Source organism: Paraburkholderia ginsengiterrae (assembly GCF_001645125.1).
Lineage (GTDB): Bacteria > Pseudomonadota > Gammaproteobacteria > Burkholderiales > Burkholderiaceae > Paraburkholderia > Paraburkholderia ginsengiterrae.
In genome coordinates, this window is sequence record NZ_LXKA01000176.1 from 75,622 (window position 1) to 92,920 (window position 17,299).

Consider the following 17,299-nt stretch of genomic DNA (forward strand, 5'->3'; position numbering starts at 1 on the left):
TGCGGCGCGCCCGCCCCCCGGCTGGCGCCGCACGTGCCGTACCTGGTCCGGATCGACGGATCGTGGTTTGCCAGTCTGAGCGGCCCGGCGCCTACTTGCGGCGCTGCGCCTGGGCGGCGAGGCGCACGGCGGCATTGGCCGCGCCATAGCCGTCGTAACCGCCGCGCCGCTCGACGATCTCCATGAAGAAGCGTTGGTCGAGCTGTTCCGTGTAAGCGTGGAAAAACTCGCCGCCGTGCTCGTCGCGGTCATAGAGGATGTGATGGGCGCACATTGCTTCGAGCATGTCGTCCGGCAACGCGTAGCGGGCGGCCAGATCGTCGTAGTAATTGCGGGGAATGCGCAGCACCGGCAAGCCATCGGCGATAAACCCGGGAATCGCGCTGAAGATGTCGTCGGTGCTGAAGGCGACGTGGTTCAGGCCTGAGCCGTGATAGGTCTGCAACGCCTCGGCCACCGCCGTGTGGCGATCCACCGACGCATTCAACGCGATCCGCACCGACCCGTCGCGGCTGCGCAGCGCGCGGCTGCGCACCAGCCCGTACGGATCGGGCACCAGCACGCCGGGCTCGGCCTGGAAGCCGAAAGCCGTCCGCAGAAACAGCACCCAGGTATCCAGCGAACTCGCCGGCACCGACAGGCAGACATGATCGATGCGGCTGAGCGGCCCCACTTCCGTCGGGCCATTGATGTCGGTGAGAACGAAGTCGGCTTCGAACAGGGTGGGCTGGTCCGGCGTTTCGTCGACGAAATAGTTCAGGCTGCCGTCCGGCGCCTGCACGGCGGGCAGCACGCGTTCGTTCGGTCCGATCTGCCCCGAAAACGGCGAATAGCCAAAACCGGCGGCGCGCTCGAACGCCTGATTGGCGTCGTCCACACGAAACGCCGACGCGCACAGCGATAACCCATGCTGCTGGAAGAACGCGTTGGCGAACGAATCCGGCTCGGCGTTCAGCACGATCGAAGCCGCGCCGTGCTGAAACAGCGTCACGTCTTTCGAGCGATGCCGGCCGGCCTCGCGAAACCGCAGCTTGCCGAGCCAGTCGAGGAGATGCGCGCGCGTGGTGTGGTCGACCGCGAATTCGAGAAACTGATAGCCGACGTGAGCCGGTACCGCGGGCGAACGGTAGAGGTCGTCCACCGGTTGCTGCGTCGCGTCCAGCAACGCGCGGGTCTGTTCCTCGAGGAACAGCAGCGAGCGATGGCCGTCCGCCGCCGTAATGGTGGTGGGGGCGGCGCGAAAGCCGTCGTTGAAAATTTCCAGCGAAAGCGGCCCGCTATAGCCCGTTTTCACGACCTGCGCGGTGAAGTTCGCCAGATCGAAGTCGCCCTGGCCCGGGAAACAGCGGTAGTGGCGGCTCCATTCGAGCACGTCCATGGCGAGCTTGGGCGCGTCGGCGATCTGCACGAAGGCGATGCGTTCACCCGGAATGTCGGCGATGCCGTCCACCGTGTCGTTCAGCGAGAGCGTGTGGAAGCTGTCGAGCACGAGCCCAAGATTCGGATGATTCACCGCGTTCACGAGCTTCCAGGCGTGACGGTAAGTTTTGACGTGCTTGCCCCACGCGAGCGCTTCATAACCGGCGATCACGCCGGCCGCCTCGGCCGCGCGCGCCAGCGCACCAAGCTGATCGGTCATGAGCGAATCGTCGCCGATGGTGTCAGGCGATACGTTGCTGCACACCAGAATCCGGTCAGTGCCGAGTTCGTGCATGACGTCGAACTTGCGTTTTGCGCGATCGAGATTGCGTTCGAGGCGCTCCGGGCTGACGCCGTCGAAGTCGCGGAACGGCTGAAACAGCATGATTTTCAGCCCGAGATCTTCGGCGATGCGCCGCACGTCGGCGGGCGAGCCGTCGAAATACAGCAAGTCGTTCTCGAAGATCTCGACGCCCTCGAAGCCCGCCGCCTGAATCGCGGTCAGCTTCTCGACAAGGGTTCCGCTGATGGACACGGTGGCAATCGAACGTTGCATGAACGGCTCCTGCAAAACTATCAAACGACTGTATGAAATAGACCCACGGCGGGTGGCGCGGCGCACTCGCATGCCCGGTCGGCGGTTATGCTGCAATGCGCAAAATGGGCTAGTCCGTTACTTCTGGAGATGAAACGCAACCCGGAATCACCCACGGTATAGCAATTTATCGACAGTCTATACAAACTAACTAGATGGTACAAATTCGTATAAACCCCGAATGACGGCAGCCGACAAAGCGCGCAAACTTGCTTCACGTTGCTAATCCGCCGCAGGTGCCGCGGTTTGCTTCGTGCCTTAATTTGCGGGAGTGGCTGTCATGAGTTTTGCATCCGTACTGGTCCTCAACGGGCCGAATCTCAATCTGCTCGGCACGCGCGAGCCGGCCATCTACGGCTCGGAAACACTGGACGACGTCGCGAAACTTTGCCGCGACGCGGGCGATCGCCTGGATCTGTCGGTCGAGTTCTGCCAATCGAACGCTGAGCATCAACTGATCGACTGGCTGCATGCGGCGCGCACCAAGGCCGACGGCATCGTGATCAATCCGGCGGCTTATACGCACACCTCGGTTGCGATTGCGGACGCGCTCTCGGCGATCGAAAAGCCTGTCATCGAAGTGCATATTTCAAACGTGCACCGCCGTGAGGCCTTCCGGCATCACTCGTACGTGTCGGCGGTCGCGGACGCGATCATCGTCGGTTGCGGCACGCAGGGTTATGTTCTCGCGCTGGAGCGGATGGCGACCATTCTTAAGAATAGGGCGGCGAAATGAGCGCACAAGTGAACTCACCGGCCACTCCCCATTCCTTCCTGGTCGGCCTGATCGGCGCGGGCATTGGCGCGTCGCTGACCCCTCCGATGCACGAAGAGGAGGGCAGCAAACTCGGCCTGCACTATGTGTACCGGCGCATCGATCTGGACGTGTTGAAACTCGACAGCTCCGCGCTGCCTGATTTGCTCGAGGCGGCCGAACGCATGGGCTTCAACGGTCTGAACATCACGTACCCATGCAAGCAGGCAGTGATTCCGCTGCTCGACGAATTGTCCGACGACGCTCGCCAGCTCGGCGCGGTCAACACCGTGCTCTTCAAGGACGGCAAGCGCATCGGCCACAACACGGATTGCTCCGGTTTCGCGCGCGCATTTCAGCGCGGCTTGCCGGACGTCTCGCTCGAGCGCGTCGTGCAACTGGGCGCGGGCGGCGCGGGCGCGGCGGTGGCGCATGCCGCGCTGGCCATGGGCGCACAGTCGCTGACGATATTCGACGTGGATGCCGCGCGCGCAACGTCGCTGGCCGACGAATTGCAGAAGCGTTTTCCCGCCGCCACCGTCCGCGCCGGCGAGTCACTCGCGCAGTCGGTCGCGGCCGCTAATGGCCTGATTCACGCTACGCCCACCGGCATGGCGAAATTGCCTGGCTTGCCGTTGCCGGCGGAATTGCTGCATCGCGATCTGTGGGTCGCGGACATTGTCTATTTTCCGATTCGCACCGCGCTGTTGCAGGCGGCCGAAGCGCTCGGCTGCCGCACGCTGAGCGGCGGCGGCATGGCGGTGTACCAGGCAGTGGACGCCATGCGCATCTTTACCGGGCTCGAACCCGACGCCGAACGCGTGTACAGCCATTTCCAGTCGTTATTGCCACGTCCCGCCTGAAGTCCCCTTGAGGGGCGCTAACCGGTAGCGCACTAACCGGTATTAATCCTATCAAGGAGACACAAACGCCATGCAGCATTCCACTCAAACCAGTCCGGCCGACGCCGCCACGCCGAAGGGCGCGGCGGTTGGCACCGCGGTCCGCACGAAAGCCCGCTATCAGATTCTGGCGCTGCTCGCGGTCGGCACCATGATCAATTATCTCGACCGGACCGTGCTCGGCATTGCCGCGCCGCAGTTGACCAAGGAGCTCGGCATCAACGCGGCGCTCATGGGCTTGCTGTTCTCCGTGTTCTCGTGGAGCTACGTGGCCTCGCAAATTCCGGGCGGCCTGTTTCTCGACCGCTTCGGCAGCAAGCTCACCTATTTTCTCTCCATGACTTTCTGGTCCCTGTGCACGCTCGCGCAAGGGACAGTGCACGGCATCGGCGCGCTGTTCGCGTTCCGTCTGGGCCTCGGCGTCTCGGAAGCGCCGTGTTTTCCGACCAATAGCCGCGTGGTGGCCACCTGGTTTCCGCAGAGCGAACGCGCGATGGCGACCGGTACGTACACGGTCGGCGAATATATCGGCCTCGCGTTTTTCAGCCCGTTCCTGTTCATGCTGATGGGCGCGTTCGGCTGGCGTTCGCTGTTCTACGTGGTGGGCGGCGTGGGCCTCGTGTTCGGCGTGATCTGGTGGATCTTCTATCGTGAGCCGCGCGATCATCCGTCCGCGAATCAGGCGGAGCTGGACTATATCGAAGCAGGCGGCGGCCTCACGCATCGGAAGAAGGACGCCGACGCTGCGGCCGCACCGGCCAAGGGCGGCTTCGAGTGGCGCACGATTGGGCGCCTGCTCAAGCATCGTCAGCTGACCGGCATCTGCCTCGGCCAGTTCGCCGGCAATTCGACGCTGCTGTTCTTCCTCACGTGGTTCCCGACGTATCTGGCGACTGAGCGTCACATGGCGTGGCTGAAGATCGGCTTCTTCGCGATCATGCCGTTCATTGCCGCATCGGTCGGCGTGATGTTCGGCGGCATTTTCTCCGACTGGCTGCTGCGCCGCGGGACGTCGCCGAACGTGGCCCGAAAGCTGCCGATCATTGCCGGCCTGCTGCTCGCGTCGACGATCATTCTCGCGAATTACGTCGAGAGCAACGTGGTGGTGATCGTGATTCTGTCCGTGGCGTTTTTTGCGCAGGGCATGGCCGCGCTGGGCTGGACGCTGGTGTCCGATATCGCGCCCGACGGCCTGCTCGGCGTGACCGGCGGCATCTTCAACTTCGCGGCCAACCTGGCCGGTATCGTGACGCCGCTGGTGGTGGGCTTTATCGTCGCGGCAACGGGCTCGTTCGTCGGTGCGCTGGTGTTCATCGGCGCGATCGCGCTGATCGGTGCGCTGTCGTATATCTTTATCGTCGGCGATATCAAGCGGATCGTGCTGGCGGATTGACCGGCTGCAGGTCTGACAAAAAAAACGGGACGTGGCGAAGGCCACGTCCCGTTTTGCTATTCAGGTGCGCAGGTGTGCGTCAGTCTTCCTTGCGCACGAACCGCAGCACGGCATCGACAATCATCGCGCGATGCCGCACGCGCAAGCGCGGGTGCGACGGATCGCGGCCGAACGCCGTGCCGAAGGTGTGGCGATTGCCGACGCGGTGAAAGCACAGTGAGCTGATCAGCAAATGCAGATCGATCGCGTCGACGTCGCTGCGAAACTGTCCCGCCGCGATACCGCGTGCGAGCAGATCTTCTATCGTATGAATGACGGTGACGTTGCGGCCTTTGAAGCTCTTGACCTGCTCGACGTACTTCGCGCCGTGAATATTCTCGATCGTCACGAGGCGCACGAAATCGCGCTGACGGTCGTGATAGTCGAATGTGAACTCGACTAGCGCGCGCATGCCCTCGACCGGATCGAGTTCGCTGACGTGCAGATCCTGTTCCAGCGCGCGAATGTCTCCATACACCTTTTCCAGCACCGCCTGATATAACCCCTCCTTGCTGCCGAAGTAGTAGTACAGCATGCGCTTGGTGGTGTTCGTGCGTTCCGCGATCGCGTCGACGCGTGCACCCGTCAGCCCCATGGCGGAGAACTCCTGGGTCGCGACGTCGAGAATGTTGCGCTTCGTCTGTTCGGGATCGTACTTGCGCCGGGCGTCGCCGCGCCGGACGTCGCCCGGTGCGGTGTCGGACGTGATGCCGTTGGTATCAGGCTCGGCGGCCTTGCTTCCCTTTTTCATTGTGTATTCGAGCGGCGGTGACGGCGCATTCTAGCATGGCGAAACTGGCCTCTGGAGCGGGTTTCGGGCATAAGCGGGCGCGTATTCGCCGACCTCATGGCCGGCCTCAAACGGCAGCACGAACCGGCCGCCGGCGCGCCGCGAGCGCGTCGCGCGTTTGCATGGCGGTGTAGGTCAGTTGCGCGGCCGCCAGACCGAGCGCCCCATAGGTGCGTGTCAAGCCAAACGACGCGAACGCTTCGGGCACCGGCCGCTCGCCGGCAATCGCTGCCGCCAGCAGTTCACCGGACACGGTGGTCGGCGCCATGCCATGTCCGCCGAAGCCGACCGCGTACCAGACGCCGTCATTGCTGCGGCCGATTTGCGGCATCTTGTGCCGGGCGTAGCTCATCAAGCCGCCCCAGGCGTACTCGATGCGCACGTCGTGCAACTGCGGATAGACCTTCAGCAGATCGCCGCGCAGCAGGCGCGCGATCACCTCGGGCTCGCGCTCGCGCACCGAGATGCGGCCGCCCCACAGAATGCGGGTATCGGGCAGCGGCCGGTAGTAGTCGAAGGCGAAGCGGGTGTCGTAGATGGCGGCGCGGGTGCCGATCGCGTCTTGCAGGCGCGCGCCGAGCGGTTCGGTCGCCATCACGTAGGTGGCAATGGGCAGCACCGCGCGTTCGACCCGCGGGTAGACGTGGCGCGCGTAGCCGCCGCCCGCCATCACGACATGGCGCGCCTCGAGCGCGCCCTGCGGCGTATGCACCACGAACCCGGCGCCCTCGCGCGCGAGGCGCACGACAGGCGAGTGCTCATGGATCTGCACGCCCGCGTGCGCCGCGGCGCCGGCCACACCAAGCACGTATTTGAGCGGATGAAAGTGGAACGCGTTGCGCTCGAACAGACCGCCGTGATAACGGCTCGTCTTCAATTGCGAAGCGAGTTGCGCCGTTGTCACCGGTTCCCACTCCACGCCGAACGAATCGCGCATCAGCCGCCGCTGCGATTCGAGCCGCGCCGGTTCGTCGAACCAGTTGGCGAGTATCACGCCCGCGTCGGTCGCTTCGCAGTCGATGTGATAACGCGCAATGCGCTTGCGCATCAGATCGACGGCGTCGGTGGTCAGCGCATACAGTTCGCGGGCGCGCGCCGCGCCGAGGGTTTTCAGCAGGTCGGCGCAATCGAGACTGTAGCCGCCGAACACGAATCCGCCGTTGCGCCCGGAGGCGCCGAAGCCCACCTGCTTGGCCTCGAGCACCGCGACGTCGGCGACGCCCCGCTCAGCGAGTCCCAGCGCCGTGGACAATCGCGCCAGCCCGCCGCCGATGATGCAGACATTGACGCTGCGTCGGCCCGACAGCGGCGCATAGACAGACGAGCGGGTGACTGTAGCTTCGTATAGGTTTTGCATCCGGCTAGGGTAGCGGCAATCTTGCGGCCGCGTCTAGCCGCCGCGCACGGCATATGACAACAATCGAAGGCCGGCATCGCTATCAAGCGGATGCCGGCCGTGCGGGTCCCACGCAGAAATCGTTCAGGACACCGGCAGCAGCTTGCCGGTGAACACCACCGGACCGCTTGGTGCGTTGTGGTCGGGCGAGCCGCCCGGCGCTTCGATCGACACCGCCAGCGCCGCGTAACTTTCCGGCTTCTGCTGACCCGCCGGGACCTTGCCATTCGCGCTGTCCGGCAGCATGCCCAGCGACACCGGATGGCCGCTCGCGGGAATGCCCCACAACTCCATGGCCCGGCCGGCAGGCAGCTCGACCTTGCCGAGCGGATGCACGGTCATGGTCGAATGCGCTTCGTCCCACGCGACCAGCATGACCGGATGCGCGTCCTGATTGTTCAGCACGGCGACGTGCGAGACGGCTGTTTCGGCTTGCTGCGCCACGGTTGGCGCAGTGGAAGGTGCGCCCGCGGACGGCAGCAGCGAGCGCACGGCGACCACTACGGCGACGGCGGCGATGCCGGTGACACCGATTGCCCAGCCGCGCCAGAACGCCAGGTTCTCGAACAGGCCGCGCGCCGGACGTGCCGGCGTTTCCACCACGGTGCGGGGACGTGCCGCTTCGCGCGTGGCGGCGAGGCCGAGACGCCGCTCGATGGCTTCCCACACGCCGGCCGGCGGCATGCGCGGCTCCGCGAGTTCGGCCATGGGCGAGATGCGCCGCTGCCATGCGCTAACGGCCGCGCGAATTGTCGCGTCACGGTCCGCGTACTGTTCGAAGCGGCGCCGGGCGCCGCCGCGCAGCGTGCCGAGCACGTATTCGGCGGCCAGCAGATCGACGAGCTGGGGATAGCGACTGAGATTCATCACTCGCCCCCCAGGCAGGTTTTGAGCTTGGCGAGGCCCCGCCTGATCCACGACTTGATGGTGCCGAGCGGCACACTGAGCACTTCGGCGATCTCGCTATGGCTTTGGTCGCGCAGGTAGGCGAGGGCAACCGCCTGACGCTGCGCCGGCTCCAGCTGCTGCATGCAGCCGGCCAACAAGCGTGCTTGCAGGCTGACCGCGCTTAGCGCTTCGGGATCCGGGTCGCCGGTTGCCACAAGCTCGTCCAACACATCGCTCCATTCCGTTTCCTGCGTGTTGACCCGCCGCAGGTGATCGAGAGCACGGTTGCGGACAATCGCCGACATCCACGTCATTGGGGCGGACAGTGCGCGGCGGTAGTCGCCGGCAAAGCGCCAGATATTGACGAAGCTGTCCTGCAGGACTTCTTCAGCCCACTCGTGCCTGCTCAATATACGGAGCGCAACGCCAAACAGTTTCGGCGCGGCGAGATCATAGAGCTCGCGCAGCGCCGACGCGTCTTCCCCGGCGACACGTTCGAGCAGCCCGGCAAGGGTTTCCGGCGTCAGTTCCCGAGGATTGGCGGTCATGGAAAGAGTGTGTGTGAGCCTGTTGCGGCCCTATGTTACTCAATTTCTCCGGCCCCTTATATCCCGTTCTTTTTGCGGGGCCGCTTTTTCACGCGCCTAGACGCACCTTAGCGGCCCCAGCGCAGCACCAGCGGATCGAGCCGCCGCGCGACTTTCAACAAGCCTTCGCGGGTGGTCGGATGCATCGGCGGCAGCGGTTGGCGCACCGCGTCCGAGCGAATCACGTCGCCTTCCTTCATCAACGCCTTGCACGACGCGAGGCCGCCCTGGCGGTTTTCGTAGTTGATGAGCGGCAGCCATTGCTGATAGTGCGCGGCCGCCGCTTCAATATCGCCGGCCGCATAGGCGTCGACGATCAGACGGATGCCGTCGGCGTAACCGCCGCCCGTCATCGAACCGGTTGCGCCCGCATCCAGATCGGCCATCAGCGTGATCACTTCTTCGCCGTCCCACGGACCCACCACGGCGTCGCCGCCCAGTTCGATCAGCTCGCGCAGCTTGTTCGCGGCTTGCGGCACTTCGATCTTGAAGTACGACACATTGTCGATCTCGCGCGCCATGCGAGCGAGAAACGGCGCGGACAACGCCGTGCCGCTGACCGGCGCGTCCTGGATCATGATAGGAATCCCGATCGCGTCGGACACCGTACGGTAGAACTCGTGCATGCCGGGCAGCCGGATCTTTCCGTCGAAGTGGTGGAGGACACGAGCGCGCGCATGCTGCAACAACTCGACGATGGCCGGCTCGACCTGGTGATCGGCCGCGCGGCGGTGGCGGCCGATCCGTCGAAATATAACTATCGTCCGCTGGGTGACGAACCGTTGTCGGTCGTGGTGGGTTATGGCCACCCGCCGCTGCCGAGGAAAGAGGTGAAGCTGGGCGATCTGGCCGGTCACCGCCGGGTGGTGTACCCATCGCATATGCCGTTGCACGCGCTGCTCGAACGGGTGATGGATCTGGCGGGTCTCGCGATGCCGGACAACGCGATTTCGACGGCTTCTACCTTCGTGACGGTTGCGTTGCTGCAAAGCAGCCACGAGTTGGTGTCGTTGTTACCGAGCGCGATCGCCGGCTTGTTCGTCCGGCGAAAAATGCTGCGGCTCGTGCTGGTGAAGCTCAAGTCGCCGTCGCAGACTTTCGGCATTGTGACGCGCAAGGGCGGGGTGCTGTCGCCGCCGGCGGAACGTTTTATTGAATTGCTGCATGGGCTGTATGGGCCGCAGGCGCAGCGGGCCCAGGGGCGGTTGCGGGAGTACGCTGCGCGAAAGAAAAAAACCGCCTGAGGCGCCAACGCCGTCCAGTTCGTAACTGGACGGCGTTAGCATCAAGGCGGCGCCATGCTTCAATCATTCGCGTGAGGCTTGGTCAACTCATCAAACCTGTTTTTTGTCATTCGGGTCATGCAGTCCCAGAAGTATACAAAGTGCAATGACGCTTGGCCTACCTGATATACCTCCGAGTAACAGTTATTGTCCCTATAGAGTTGCCAATTCGCTTGCGCCTTCTCAAAGAAAGGCAGTGCTTCGGGTTCTCCATTGGCTCGATGCTCGAGGTCATAGCGTTTCGTAGCTTTTTCGATTTCCGCAACCTTTTTGTTTAAGGTCTTAACGACACCCTCATACCCGAATTGGGCGCAAGCCGACAAATCCATTGTTCCGAGGGATTCGTTTTTGCAATACGATGCAATCTCTACCGGACTTTTTCCAGAGAAATATACGCTTGCAGGCTGTGCCTTTTTATAGTCAAAGGTAGATCCATAAATCGATGTCGAGGGATAAGCCGCTTGTGCTGTCAGAAATAAGGCAGCGAATAGGCTAGTGGCGCGCATCATAAATCCCCGTTACAAAAAGTTGTGCTTCCAGACGACGCCGCCAAGGCACGCGCTGCGCAATAAATGAGCGAATTATGTCACGCATCCTGTTGTACTCACCGTGGTTTAGAAAATCAGCGAGATACTTGGAACGAGATTCCGGATACCACGGGTCGCCCGACCGTGGATACGGTCCCGAGTTAAACAGGATTGATACGAGTGCGTCATATTCGTACTGGTACAGGGGCACTTTAACGTCCCGATTGATTGCGGCTTCAATGGGCAGCAAATTAATTTCGAAGAATCCTCTGGCGCGCTCAACTGATATCACGTCACCGATCCTGAGGTGGTCTACTGGAAGAACCTTGTGTCCCAAGCCGACGGTCGGAATACCATAGCCGTCGTCGTACACCTTTACAATGAACCCTTCTACAACGGGTTTTCCCAGATAAGCCCCATTTACCACGCCGCTTTCGAGAACGGCCATAAATGTATAGCCTTGAGTCGAAAGCTTCCAAGGTTTGCACAGTCGGTCTGTTTGGACATTCACGCAGGAATTCGGGTTGGTGTTTGTTACTGCAGCTGCGAGTGCGTCAGGCACTAGACCTCCTGTTTGTGACCAAGGTAGATTCGAAGAGAACAGGCGCCGTCCGTCTGATAACGTGTTGTGTGTCCCTGTGAATCAGTAACGCCGTGTAGCAGTTCGCCCGATGGCAGACAGACCGTGTAGTACGTGTCGCATACAACGCGGCCGTTCGCATCGTGAAGGGTGAATTGTTCGTCGTACTGCGCTGTTTGAGTTTGACGGACTGAAGTGCTAGCGCCGTTGCCCATCAGCGCCGCCACCTGCTCGGATTTGAAGGACATGGACATACCGCGCTCGGCGTAGAAAATCGGCGGTGGATTGCAGCCGCAGATGTTGATATCACCGCTCAGTGCCCACGCTTTGCCATTGACAGCGGTGCCGGGCCAGCGCGGCCCGCGCGGTGCAATGTAGCCTTCCCGCTTGCAGGCCGTGCAATAGGTTTTCATGTAGAGCGTAGCGATATTCACTCGTGGCGGCGGATTGGAACAGGTAACCGAATCCAGTCCCTCCGTGATCATGGCACTGCCGCCACGATCACCTCTGGCGAGAAAGTATCGGATCATACGCGCTCGCTTTCGCGCCTTATCTGCGCTTCGGCGACGGGCTCGTAGATGCCAGGATGGGCTGCGCCATCGCGCTCCGGGCTATCCGTAATCGTGTCGCCGTTATCGAGCGTGCTGCCCACATATGCGAGCTGTGCAAGGCCGCGATTCGCAGCAAGCGCAAGGCCGGTTGTGATGCGTGCGGTGGTGCCGTCCGCGTAATGAACCAGGTCGCCGATTACGCCGACCCTCACGTCTTCGCCATTGATGCACCAGTTGCCGCCCGTCTCGCGCAGGACGCCTCCGCGTGCCGTGGTGGAACCAGACAGCGCGAAGCGATAGCCCGGCTCGACGGGTGGCGGCACATAGGACGGATCGAACAGGCCTTGGGGATATTCGCCTTCAGAGACAAACAGGCCGGATTCCCCATCGTCCCACGGCGTGAACACAATATGGTCGCCGTTGCTCAGGCGGCTCCCGACCAGAGCGAAACATTTGTCCCGGTAGACACTGAGTGTGCCTGAGCCGTCCGTTACGACCGCCTCGCTACCGTCGTGATAAGTGACGATGTCGCCCACCAGTGCCGCTCGAAGCCCACAAATCACCAGCCCCGACGATGCGTAGGTGAGATAGCCGCCGCGCTCGGTGCGCGCGCCGATGGTTGCGAATGCGTACGTCGTGCCTTTGCGTTCCTGCCTGTCCGACATTTCCATACCTCCTCAAAGTAGACTGCAACGACCGGCCCGGTAAAACGACCGGCGCGAGAGCGGCGACTTTTTTGCCGCGCCAGCCCAGAGGATCAATGGCAGCTTGTGCGTACGGATATCAGGCAAATCCGAAAAAAGGGCGCAATCGATGCGCGCTGCATCGGAACCGCATAACGTTGAGAGCAAGATTTAATAACTCGGGCGCATCAGCGGTGGGGGCGTTTTTCGTTGTGCAGCGACTTGATGCGCTCGCGCAGGCGTTTCAGGCTGGCATGACGTTTACACCTCTTGCTGCCCCGCAAATAAAAATGCCGTTCAGCTTTTAACTGAACGGCATTAGTCTGAGGCGGCAATTTTCGGCACCTGCAAGCCCCCCAATATCGCACGCCAACCGACCCTCCGCCATGCCCCGCAAAAGGGTGTTGTAGCCGCGACACTCTCGGGTAAATCCGAACCAAATACTGGGTCCTGTTCCGCGCTACACTTCTTTGAAGGTGCGCCAGATGAAAAAGCATGGCGCCGGCTCGGGGAGTACAGCCATGAATCGGCCAGTGGTTCGGTTACCGCTTCGAGCGGCAGGCACAGTGCCTGTCCGGAGGTGGCTCAAATGGGGGCTGGCAGCGGCATTTCTGCTTGCGCTGGCTTTGGCGGCACGCTTTTGCCAGGTTGAGATCGAAACCTCACGATTGCAGGCGCGTTACCTCTCCGAACTGACTCGCGACGTAGGCTTCACGGTCGACGAAGGTCCGAGTCACTCCATCCGTTTTCCGCAAACCGACAAAGGCCCGTACGACAGCCGGCTCGGCTACGCGTTGCTGCCTTCGATCCAACAGCGTCTGCTGCAACGCGGCTTTGAAATCCGTGCGCAGGCCCGCGATTCCGAACGGATGCTCTCGCTGGCGGATAACGGTCTCTTCCTGCCGTATGAAGAAAAGGATCAGGCCGGCTTACAACTCTTCGACGGCACCGGCGCGCCGCTCTTCGCCGCGCAATTTCCGGGCCGCGCGTATGACAATTTCGAGGCGATTCCGCCGCTCGTGGTGAATTCGCTGCTGTTTATCGAAGACCGCTACCTGCTCGACCCGGACCAACCCAACCGCAACCCTGCGATCGACTGGGGGCGTTTCAGCCGCGCGCTGGCCGATCAGGGCCTGCGCGTATTCAACCACCATCAGTCGACGCCTGGCGGCAGCACGCTCGCCACGCAGATCGAAAAATTCCGCCATTCCGCGGGCGGCCGCACCGCGACGCCGCCAGAGAAGTTGCGGCAGATCGCGTCGGCCTCGGTGCGCGCGTATCTGGATGGTCCGCAGACCATGCCGGCACGCCGGCAGATCGTCGTCCACTATCTCAACTCGGTGCCGCTCGCGGCCCAGCCGGGCATTGGTGAAATCAACGGTATCGGCGACGGTCTTGCCGCCTGGTACGGCCGCGATTTCAGCGACGTCAACCGTATTCTGAAAGCGCCGTCCACGGAGGAGAATCTGCCCGCGCAGGGCGTGGCGTTCCGCCAGGTGCTTTCGCTGATGATCGCGCAACGCGCACCTTCGTTTTTCCTGCATCGCGGCTATGCCGACCTTGAACGGCTGACGGACAGTTATCTGCGCTTGCTGGCGAGCGGCGGCGTGATCTCGATGCCGTTGCGCGATGCCGCGTTGTCCGCATCGGTCGAACTGCATCGCGCGCCAGTCAGGACAGCAAACGCAGACTCGTTCGTGTCGCGCAAGGCGGTGACTTCGATGCGCTCGCACCTGCTGGCCGCGCTTGGCATTCCAAGCTTCTACGAACTCGACCGCCTCGACATGCAGGCCACCGGCACGCTCAACAATGCCGTGCAGCAGGCCGTGAGCGAACGGCTCGCCGACGCCGCGACACGCGATGGCGCGAAAGCCGCCGGTCTCGTCGGCTTTGAAATGCTGCGCCCGTCGGACGATCCGTCGAGAATTTCCTACAGCTTCACGCTGTACGAACGGCGCGACGGTGCCAACCTCGTGCGGGTGCAAACCGACAGCGTCAACGAACCATTCGATATCAATTCCGGCGCGCGGCTGAACCTCGGATCGACCGCGAAACTGCGCACCGTGGTGACGTATTTGCAGATCGTCTCCGACCTGCACAAGCGTTATGCCCCGCTGAGCACAGCGGAGTTGAAGGCCGTCAAACCCGATCCGAATGATCAGCTCACGCGCTGGGCGCTCGACTATCTGTCGCATACGTCTGACCGTTCGCTCCAGGCCATGCTCGACGCAGCCGTGGAGCGCAAGTACTCGGCCAATCCGGGCGAAACGTTCTATACAGGCGGCGGTGCGCAGACCTTCAACAATTTCGAATCCGATGACAACAGCCGCATCCTGACCGTGCATCGCGCGTTCCAGCATTCGGTGAACCTGGTGTTCGTGCGGTTGATGCGCGATATCGTCCATTACGAAATGGTGCAGACCACCGGGCCTTCGGCGCAATGGCTCGGCGATCCGGCGATCCGCAAGATGTACCTGACGCGCTTCGCCGATCAGGAAAGCCGCGTGTACATGAATCGCTTCTATACGAAGTACCACGGCAAGACGCCCGATCAGGCGCTGACCCTGCTGCTGCTCGGCGTGCGCAAGTCTCCACCGAAAGTGGCGACCGTGTTGCGCAGCGTCGCGCCTGACGAATCGAATGCATGGTTCAACGCGAAGATGCGCGCCGCGCTGAAGAACACGCCGGCGGCTTCCATGCTGGACGACGAAGACCTCGCGAATCTGTACAGCAAATATGGAATCGACCGGTTCAACCTGAACGACCGCGGGTATATCTCGAGCGTCCATCCGCTCGAACTGTGGACGCTCAACTATCTGCGCGAGCATCCCGACGCCACGCTCGACCAGGTCCAGAAGGCGAGCAGCGACGTGCGTCTGTCGACCTATTCCTGGCTCTTCAAGACGCGCTATCACGCGACGCAAGACCGCCGCATCAAGCGGATGGTCGAGTTGCGCGCCTACGATGCCATCGGCAAATCGTGGCAGGCGCTCGGCTATCCGTTCGCGACGCTCACGCCGTCGTTTGCAGCGGCGATCGGTGCGTCGGGTGACCGGCCCGCGGCGCTCGCGCAGTTGATCGGCGTGATCGCCAACGACGGCAACAAGGTGCCGACCGAAAGCCTCACGCAACTCGACTTCGCCAAAGACACGCCTTACGAAACGCATTTCCAGCGCGCGGCGGTGGCGCCGCAACAGCAACTGTCGCCGGAAATCGCCGGCGTGGTGAAGGGGCTGTTGCGTGATGTCGTGTCGGGCGGCACGGCCAAGCGCCTCGCGCAAGGCATGGTGTTCCCGAACGGCCAGACCCTCGAGGTGTACGGCAAGACCGGCACCGGCGATCAGCGCTTCAATGTCTGGGCCAAAGGCGCGCGCCTGATCGAATCGCGCAAGGTGAACCGCAGCGCCACGTTCGTCTTCGCGATGGGCGACCGCTTCTACGGCACGCTGACCGCATGGGTGCACGAACCGTATGCGTCGCACTACGAGTTCACGAGCGCGCTGTCGGTGCAGTTGCTGAAGTCGATGGCGCCGGTGTTGCAGCCGTTGCTCGACAATCCGCCTGCCAAAACAGCCTCCGTCGATAAAGTCGCCGTCGCCGCGAAATAAACACAGGCGAAAACGTGCCGGCGCAAATGGATCGCGCCGGCCGCCTCTAATAACCCGTCTGCGCCGCGGGTTTCAAAAACAGCTCATGCACCGGCGCGAAATGCGCGTAGAGCGGCAGAATCGCTCCGCCCATCGCACGCGCATCGGCGCCGATGGCGCCTTCCAGTAATTGCGGACGCACCATGCCTTCCCATTCAAAGCGATCGAGCACGCGCTCGGTGCGTCGAATGACCTCCCGCACGAGTTCCCGGTCGAGTTCGCCGTCGATCACGATCGCTTCGAGGTCGAGCAGGGCGGCCGCGTTGGTCAGCGCATTGGCGATGGCCGGGCACGCGCTGTCGAGCCATTGCTCCGTATATGGCCATAGCTCCGGTGACATCGCGCGCTGATCGTGAGCGGCGGCTGCCGGCGCGCCGGCATCGCTCAACAGCTTTTCAAGCACGAAACCCGATGCTGCGTGCAGCAGTTGCCGCGCCGGCTTGCGCGCGCCGCCTTCGCGCAGCGGGATTGAACCGACCGCGCCCGCGTTGTCGTGCGGGCCGCCATGCAAACGGCCGTCGATCACGAGGCCGCCGCCAATAAACGTGCCGACGAACAGATACCGGAAATGATGAATTCCGCGGACCTGGCCCATCCCGCGTTCCGCGGCGCAGGCGGCCGTGGTGTCTTTGGCGAATTCGACCGGCAAGCCGGTCATGGCGGCGATGCGGGCGCGCAGGTCGATCTCGTTCCATGCTTCCAGCGCGCCGGCTGGCGCGCCGAGAAAGTCGCGCCAGCCGCCTAGCCACAAAGGCGCCGCGACGCCGACGCCGACCACCTGATTCGCCTTGGCACCGAGTGCGTGATTCACGTTGGCCAGTCTGCTTTCGAGCGCCGGAAACAGGGTGTTGGGGTCGGGATAGGCATACTCGAATACATCGCGGCTCACCACGTGCCCGGCGAAATCCATCGCCAGCACGTCGAGACTGCGCCGTCCGACCTTGATGCCGATGGTGAACGCGCCCTCCGCGCGCAACGCAATCGGCACCGACGGCTGGCCGATCTTGCCGCGTACCCGGGCCTGCTTTTCGAGCAGGCCGTCGTTGATCAGACGGTCAATGATCATCGATACCGTCTGCATCGACAGACGCGTCAGGCGGCTCACGTCGGCTTTCGGCAGCGCCCCATGCAAGCGGATCGCCTGCAGCACGATGCGTTCGTTGAATTGCCGCATGCCGACCTGATTCGAGCCGACCGTGCGTTTGAGGGGAGAGAGATTGCCGGTGGTATCCATAGCCGAACCCCGCTCAGCAGGAGGTAAGCGT

General features: G+C 62.7%; 14 protein-coding genes and 2 pseudogenes. 5 read left to right on the forward strand and 11 right to left on the reverse strand.

Going from position 1 to position 17,299, the window contains the following annotated elements:
- Nucleotides 1-91: 91 nt before the first annotated feature.
- The gene (locus A6V37_RS14000; protein WP_064265321.1) at nt 92-1,975 is read right to left on the reverse strand and encodes a bifunctional sugar phosphate isomerase/epimerase/4-hydroxyphenylpyruvate dioxygenase family protein; all 1,884 of its coding nucleotides are present in this window, start codon (nt 1,973-1,975) and stop codon (nt 92-94) included.
- Between the two features lie 319 nt (nt 1,976-2,294).
- On the opposite strand from A6V37_RS14000, the gene aroQ reads away from it, so the two are divergent.
- From aroQ to A6V37_RS14015, 3 genes are all read left to right on the forward strand, one after another.
- Complete coding sequence (gene aroQ, locus A6V37_RS14005; RefSeq protein WP_064265322.1) at nt 2,295-2,750, forward strand: type II 3-dehydroquinate dehydratase; 456 nt, start codon at nt 2,295-2,297, stop codon at nt 2,748-2,750.
- Nucleotides 2,747-3,631: a shikimate dehydrogenase gene (locus A6V37_RS14010; RefSeq protein ID WP_064265323.1), complete on the forward strand. Its 885-nt coding sequence runs from the start codon at nt 2,747-2,749 to the stop codon at nt 3,629-3,631. Before aroQ ends, A6V37_RS14010 begins: the two co-directional genes overlap by 4 nt.
- Nucleotides 3,632-3,701: 70 nt before the next feature.
- Nucleotides 3,702-5,063 (forward strand): MFS transporter, encoded by a 1,362-nt coding sequence (locus A6V37_RS14015; protein WP_064286068.1) that lies wholly within the window; start codon nt 3,702-3,704, stop codon nt 5,061-5,063.
- Nucleotides 5,064-5,142: 79 nt separating this feature from the next.
- Here the strand turns inward: A6V37_RS14015 and A6V37_RS14020 are convergent, their stop codons facing one another.
- The 5 genes and pseudogenes from A6V37_RS14020 to A6V37_RS14040 form a co-directional block, all read right to left on the reverse strand.
- Nucleotides 5,143-5,853 carry a TetR/AcrR family transcriptional regulator gene (locus A6V37_RS14020; RefSeq protein ID WP_064265325.1) on the reverse strand — a complete coding sequence of 237 codons (711 nt, stop codon included), beginning with the start codon at nt 5,851-5,853 and terminating at the stop codon, nt 5,143-5,145.
- Nucleotides 5,854-5,959: 106 nt separating this feature from the next.
- Complete coding sequence (locus tag A6V37_RS14025; protein WP_064286069.1) at nt 5,960-7,249, reverse strand: NAD(P)/FAD-dependent oxidoreductase; 1,290 nt, start codon at nt 7,247-7,249, stop codon at nt 5,960-5,962.
- A gap of 123 nt (nt 7,250-7,372) precedes the next feature.
- Nucleotides 7,373-8,155, reverse strand: a complete 783-nt coding sequence (locus A6V37_RS14030) for an anti-sigma factor (RefSeq protein ID WP_064286070.1) — start codon at nt 8,153-8,155, stop codon at nt 7,373-7,375.
- Nucleotides 8,155-8,724 (reverse strand): RNA polymerase sigma factor, encoded by a 570-nt coding sequence (locus A6V37_RS14035; protein ID WP_064265328.1) that lies wholly within the window; start codon nt 8,722-8,724, stop codon nt 8,155-8,157. Before A6V37_RS14035 ends, A6V37_RS14030 begins: the two co-directional genes overlap by 1 nt.
- Nucleotides 8,725-8,831: 107 nt before the next feature.
- Nucleotides 8,832-9,392: pseudogene (locus A6V37_RS14040) on the reverse strand (dihydrodipicolinate synthase family protein); the annotation flags it as partial.
- Between A6V37_RS14040 and A6V37_RS14045 the strand changes: the two are divergent.
- Nucleotides 9,384-10,007 (forward strand): annotated as a pseudogene (locus A6V37_RS14045) (LysR substrate-binding domain-containing protein); the annotation flags it as partial. The pseudogenes A6V37_RS14040 and A6V37_RS14045 sit on opposite strands and share 9 nt — an antisense overlap.
- A gap of 59 nt (nt 10,008-10,066) precedes the next feature.
- Here the strand turns inward: A6V37_RS14045 and A6V37_RS14050 are convergent.
- Genes A6V37_RS14050 through A6V37_RS41785 form a run of 4 tightly spaced genes read right to left on the reverse strand, consistent with a single transcriptional unit; the run spans nt 10,067 to nt 12,369 of the window.
- Nucleotides 10,067-10,555: a lysozyme inhibitor LprI family protein gene (locus A6V37_RS14050; RefSeq protein WP_064265329.1), complete on the reverse strand. Its 489-nt coding sequence runs from the start codon at nt 10,553-10,555 to the stop codon at nt 10,067-10,069.
- On the reverse strand, nt 10,539-11,135 hold the full coding sequence (locus A6V37_RS14055; protein ID WP_131799793.1) for a lysozyme: 597 nt from the start codon (nt 11,133-11,135) through the stop codon (nt 10,539-10,541). The genes A6V37_RS14050 and A6V37_RS14055 overlap by 17 nt, the downstream gene beginning before the upstream one ends.
- Nucleotides 11,135-11,683: a PAAR domain-containing protein gene (locus A6V37_RS14060; protein ID WP_064265331.1), complete on the reverse strand. Its 549-nt coding sequence runs from the start codon at nt 11,681-11,683 to the stop codon at nt 11,135-11,137. The genes A6V37_RS14055 and A6V37_RS14060 overlap by 1 nt, the downstream gene beginning before the upstream one ends.
- Entirely contained in the window at nt 11,680-12,369 is a 690-nt protein-coding gene (locus tag A6V37_RS41785) for a PAAR domain-containing protein (protein WP_207547564.1), read from the reverse strand. Before A6V37_RS41785 ends, A6V37_RS14060 begins: the two co-directional genes overlap by 4 nt.
- A gap of 539 nt (nt 12,370-12,908) precedes the next feature.
- Here A6V37_RS41785 and A6V37_RS14070 point away from each other — a divergent pair.
- A complete protein-coding gene (locus tag A6V37_RS14070; RefSeq protein ID WP_064265333.1) occupies nt 12,909-15,995 on the forward strand; it encodes a transglycosylase domain-containing protein in 3,087 nt (1,028 codons plus the stop codon).
- Between the two features lie 46 nt (nt 15,996-16,041).
- Here A6V37_RS14070 and A6V37_RS14075 read toward each other — a convergent pair whose 3' ends face one another.
- Nucleotides 16,042-17,268, reverse strand: a complete 1,227-nt coding sequence (locus A6V37_RS14075; RefSeq protein ID WP_064286071.1) for an ROK family transcriptional regulator — start codon at nt 17,266-17,268, stop codon at nt 16,042-16,044.
- Nucleotides 17,269-17,299: the final 31 nt, after the last annotated feature.